Source organism: Pseudomonadota bacterium (assembly GCA_010028905.1).
Taxonomy (GTDB): domain Bacteria; phylum Vulcanimicrobiota; class Xenobia; order RGZZ01; family RGZZ01; genus RGZZ01.
The window spans coordinates 1-5,189 of the sequence record RGZZ01000361.1 but is presented as its reverse complement, the minus strand read 5'-3'; the positions used below and the strand labels follow the sequence as shown (position 1 = coordinate 5,189).

4 protein-coding genes are annotated in these 5,189 nt (G+C 67.6%); all 4 read right to left on the bottom strand.

Annotated features, from left to right (window positions below; translation table 11 throughout):
• A partial coding sequence (locus tag EB084_19050) for a DUF4127 family protein (protein ID NDD30362.1) occupies positions 1 to 883 on the bottom strand: 883 nt, incomplete at its 3' end.
• 44 nt (positions 884 to 927) lie between these two features.
• Positions 928 to 2,934: a PDZ domain-containing protein gene (locus EB084_19045; GenBank protein NDD30361.1), complete on the bottom strand. Its 2,007-nt coding sequence runs from the start codon at positions 2,932 to 2,934 to the stop codon at positions 928 to 930.
• Positions 2,935 to 3,117: 183 nt separating this feature from the next.
• Entirely contained in the window at positions 3,118 to 4,515 is a 1,398-nt protein-coding gene (locus EB084_19040) for a hypothetical protein (GenBank protein NDD30360.1), read from the bottom strand.
• Entirely contained in the window at positions 4,512 to 5,171 is a 660-nt protein-coding gene (locus tag EB084_19035; protein NDD30359.1) for a hypothetical protein, read from the bottom strand. The genes EB084_19040 and EB084_19035 overlap by 4 nt, the downstream gene beginning before the upstream one ends.
• Positions 5,172 to 5,189: the final 18 nt, after the last annotated feature.

The window sequence follows — 5,189 nt, the reverse complement described above, 5'->3', positions numbered from 1 at the left end:
TGTGGTCGGCGACCGCTGTGTGGAGCGGGAGGCTCTCGAGGGGAGGGATGGTCGTGGCCGCCTGCGGGTCGCTGTACACCACGCGAAAGGCGGGACACCAGCCGTACCTGCGCGCGAGCCACCCCGTCACCAGGTCCATGCCGATCTCGTCGGCGCCGCTCACGAGCATGACCCGCCCGCCGAGCTGCCGAGCCGTGATGGTCTCCCGCAGCTGCGCCTGCTCTCGGGCGTGCAGGCCGGTGCCTGCTGAATCGTCCTGACCGATGACGAGGCGGTCGATTCGCCCGTCCGCCACACGGTCGAGCAATCGCATCAGCACGGCCAGGTTGCGCGCGCGAACCCGCAGGTACTCGTCGACCACATCGGTGGGAACGTCAGCGGGCGCGGATGCGTCCGGGTCAGTGGCCCACAGGGCCAGACGACGCTCATAGGGCGCTTCTCGTCTCGAGGTGAGCAGCGACAGGCGCGGGATGATGGCAAAGACCTCGAGCCGGCGCCGCGGCCCGGCCAGCGCATCGAGGGCCTCAAGTCGTCGCAGGGCAACGTCGAGCGGGGTCTGGGCGTTGCGCGACGCCACCAGACCGCCGTAGGCGACCATGTCAGCCGAGACGATGGCGTCCGCGCAGCGTGTTGCTTCAGTGCCGGCCATCCAGGCGCCGATGGCGTCGGCGTTCCCCGGGATGAGATACCGCCCGAGCCATGCGCGAGGAGGGGTGCGCAGCCATCCGCCTCCGATGCGCGCGATCTGGCGCACGAACAGCAACGTTGACGGTCGGTCGTCGAGGGGCACGAAAACGGCCTGGGGCGCCCTCTCAGGGGCACCCCAGGCCGCGGTGAGCGAGAGGAGCAGGAGTGCGGCGAGCAAGGCCACGCGACGAAGCATGCGCGCCCCTTCTCGGACCTGCGCTCACGGTCCTGTGAGCCGTGTCAGCCCTGCGGCATCTCCTCGACGCGCACACGCACCTCGATCAGCCTCTCCCGGCTCCAGACCTTGAGCAGCACCGTGTCTCCCACCTTGTGTGCGCGGATGCGCTGCTGCAGGCTCGCGGTGTCGTTCACGGCCACCCCGTCGATGGAGAGGATCACGTCTCCGCGCTTCAGTCCCGCTTGGGCGGCTGGGCTCTGGGCGATCACGCGGTCGACGACCACGCCCTCTGTGCGCGGCAGCCGGAGGGCCTGGGCGATGTCGTCGTTGACCGCCGCCATGCTCACGCCGAGATAGGGCCGCACGATCTTGCCGTCACGGCTCAGCTGCTCGAAGATCTGGCGCGCGCTGTTGATGGGGATGGCGAATCCCATGCCCTGGGCCTGGCGGATGATGGCGGTGTTGATGCCCACAACGCGGCCATCGAGGTCGACCAGGGGACCGCCCGAGTTGCCAGGATTGATGGCGGCGTCGGTCTGCAACAGGTTGCGGAACTCCTTCCCCATCTCGGGGATCTCTCGGCCCTTCCCACTCAGGATGCCGAAGGTGAGGGTCTGCTCGAATCCCAGCGGGTTGCCCACTGCGAGGACGAACGCGCCGATGGGGATGGCGTCAGAGTCGCCCAGGCTGGCAGCGGGGAGGCCTCGGCCATCGATCTTCACCAGTGCGATGTCGGTGAGGCGGTCGGCCCCCTTCACCGTTCCCTTGAACTTGCGACCGTCGAACAGGGTGACGGTGATCTCGCTGGCGCCGTGCACCACGTGCTCGTTGGTGAGAATCAATCCGTCCGCAGAGATGATGACGCCTGACCCCTCTCCCTTTGCGGGCTGCTGCTGCGGCGTCTCGAAGCGGAAGGGGAGCCCCTGGGGCCAGACCATGGCGGGGGCGGCGGTGCGCCCCACCACGTCGATGTTCACCACGCTGGGGCGGATGATGCGGGCCGCTTCGACCAGGGCGTTCTGCACGACATAGGCTGGATTCGGCGGTGACGCGGCGCTCGCGCCGGAGCTGCGCGTGGCTGCAAACGACAGCGTGGAGACGAGGATGGCGATGGCCAGCGCGACGTGCACGGCATGCTGGCGGCTCGTGTGGGATAGCGCGGCGCGGAACGGCTGCGACATGCGGTCTTCGAGACCTCCTGTGCTTCTGGGAGTCGGTCGGCCGCAGCACAGGGACGAGCTTGCGAGCGGCGCAACCTGTTCGTCAGAGGGGGGGCGCGGCGTGAATGTTCCCCGTGCGTCTCGCGGGTTCAGCGCGTATGGGGGTGGCCTGGGTGGGGCACGTGTCGGAGCAGCCACTCCACACCGCTGTCGACCTTCTTCTGCATCCAGGGGCTGTTCATGTAGAGCAGCTCGGTCGGGCCGATGATGAGGTTGCCGATCATGGCGGGCAGGGGGAGGAATCCCGCCTTCAGCATCAGGCTCGGCACAGAGCCTGCCGCGTCCATGAGCACCTTCACCTTCTGCACGCGGCTGTACTCCTTGGGGCGTGAGAGGACAAGGCCCACCTTGGTGATGGTTGACGCGATGCCGAGCCCCATGGCTGGCGCCGAGCCGCTCATCGCAAACGAGAACGCGGAGCCCGCCGACAGGATGTCGGCTCCGCCGAGGATTCCGAGGTACTTGTCCTTGTTCTTCACGCCCTGGTAGACCTCGAGCCCGCCCACAACGGCTCCTACGCCGGTCTGCAGGTAGAGGGTGCTGCGATAGACGTGACCCGAGATCCCGGTGGGATGCGTGATCGTGGTGCCGAGGTGGCCGATCTGATCTCCCGCGGCGCCGAGATCGCCATGGGCCAGCGAGGAGACCGTTCCGCTCAGGGCGTTCCAGGTCTGGACGGGGTGTTCGGCGAGCCCCGCGAACATGGCCACGGGCTGCACCGCCCCCACCAGCGTGGAGCGGCGCTTCAGGGTGTCGATGAGCTCGCGCGCTTCCTTGCGCGCGGGGTCGGTGGGGGCGTCCGACGCGGGTTCTTTCGGGGGAGACGTGCTGGCGTCGCCAGTGGCGCATGGCAGCAACCGACTGGCGGGGTTCACCTGCACCGGGCGGGGAAAGATGGTGGCCAGGTTCGTCATGCGTCCGCTACCCTAGGCTCCTCAAGTGATTTCATTCAATCACACCGTGCGCGGATCGGTCGCTCGAGAAGTGTTAACAGATCGTCAAAACGCCCTGCCAGCGCATGCGAGAACCTGCTCAGCGGGAGAGGGTGAGGCTCGTCCAGTCGGCGCGGTCGAGACGAGACTCGCCCAGAGACGACTCGGCACTGATCAGCAGCCGCTGCGGATCACCCAGAAGCGCGAGAGGAACGGCCACCGTGGTGCGCCGATGGTCTCGGGTGATGCGCACCTGCGCGGCAGGCGCACGACTTGTCCCATCTTCCAGATGCGCACCGAGTGGATCGACGGTGACGGTGATCTTCGGGCACGCCGCGAACGCGCGATCGTCCCGGTCTGCGAACATGCGCACCACGGCACGGGTCTCTCGCGCCACAGGGCGCGAATAGACCATGCTCAGCTCGATGCACTCCTCCTTCAGGCGCACATATCGCCACTCCTGACCCGCAATCCCGGCGGACTGGGCACCAAATCCCAGCGGAGATTCAGGGGTCAGCCGCAGCGCCTCCGTGCCGTCGAAGATCTCGTTTCTCCTCACGAACGAGTGCAGGTAGTCAGCGCTGTACGAGAGCTGCGTTCGATGTGCGTCGAGGGCGGCGCGCTTCGCGGACACCTGCGCAAGGTCGAGCGGTGCGCTCTCCCATACCCCCGGTTCCTGGAGGGGGGGTGGCACCATCTGCAGGAGTGCGTCGTGCAGCCCAGGCGGTCGCGGCCATCCATCGGCATGCACGGGGAACGAATGCAGGCGAGGGTGCTCGCGGCTGTGCCAGACCGCGGCCTGGGTGAACACGAAGAGGGCCCTGTGATCTCCGTTCAGATCGCACGGATGGGAGACGAAGATGTCGGTGGGCCTGAACGTTTCGAGGACGCGGCTCAGATCGGCGAGAACCGAGGCTGCGTTGTAGGGCGCGCCGGGTGTCTGTGCATAGGGGTAGGGCACGGCCGACGCGCGGGTGAAGAGCGCTGTGTAGGGTGGGGCATCTCTCCAGTGCGACTCGAGGATGTGCATGCAACCGAAGTCCGGATAGCCCAGGAAGATGAGGTTCTCACGGCCCACCCCCAGGGCTGACTCGCCCGATATCGCCTCGTCTCGACGCACGTCACCCATGCGAAGAACGGCGCGAGGCGTCAGCGCTGGGTGGTGAGCGTGACGCAAGAACGACCACTCGTTGGCGTCGCCATTGGTCAGGTAGACCACCTCTACTGGCGTGCCGTGTCGTCTGGCCGCGACGATCAGCCCGCCGCATCCGAGGACGTCGTCATCTGGGTGCGGTGACAGAACCAGGATGCGCGCTTCCGACGGGAGGGTGAGGCCACGAACGTGGAGAGCGCCTTCGGAAGACCATCCGAGCGGCATCTTCTCGGGCAGGGTGGCAATGGCCAGGGCGCCCATCGCCAGCAGCAGCGTGACGCGTGCTGCCCACCGGAACAGCGGTCTCGGTGCGCGTGACGCACGGCCGTCGGCAGGCGCGCTCATCGGCGCGGTTGTTCACGCAGGCCTGCGGAAGAGGTGTACTGCGGGTGGTTGGCAGCCTGGCTCGCGTGGTTGCTTCCTGCGCAGACGAGGGTGTAGGCGTTCTGTGTCTTGGATGATGCGAATGCGCGGGAGTAGGTATCGGTCTGGGTTGCAGGGCAGACGGGGACGACTCGAAGGTAGGCTGGAACCAGCGCATTGAGCGCGCTGGGGAAGCCGTGATGGTCCTGCTGGTATCGGTCGAGCGCGCGTGCCACGACCCTCAGGTTCCGCGCGCAAGAAGCAGCCTCCAGCCGCGCCTCTCTCTGCGCCAGCATCTGCGGGACGAAGGTCAGGGCTACCGCGACGATCATCGCGAGCCAGCCGTCGAAGGCTGTTGGATGGAGCCAGGGCTTTCGGGGCAGGCGCAGCAGGCTCGTCGCCGCGGCGCGCAGCAGCAGCCATGGGGCTGGGCCCCAGCGCTCGTCCATCTCGGTGTCTTCCAGCACCTCGACCACCTGAAGCGCCGAGGGCCGTTTGTCCGAGCGCCCGCTGAGGCAGTGCTCGACGAGCCGCGAGACCACGGGGGTGCTCGGAGGGAGTGGGCTCTGGGGCGCGCCGGCGGGCAGGGGGTGCTCGGCTTTCAGCATGAACGCCACGGTTCCCCCCAACGCGTACATATCGGAGGCGGGCGAGCT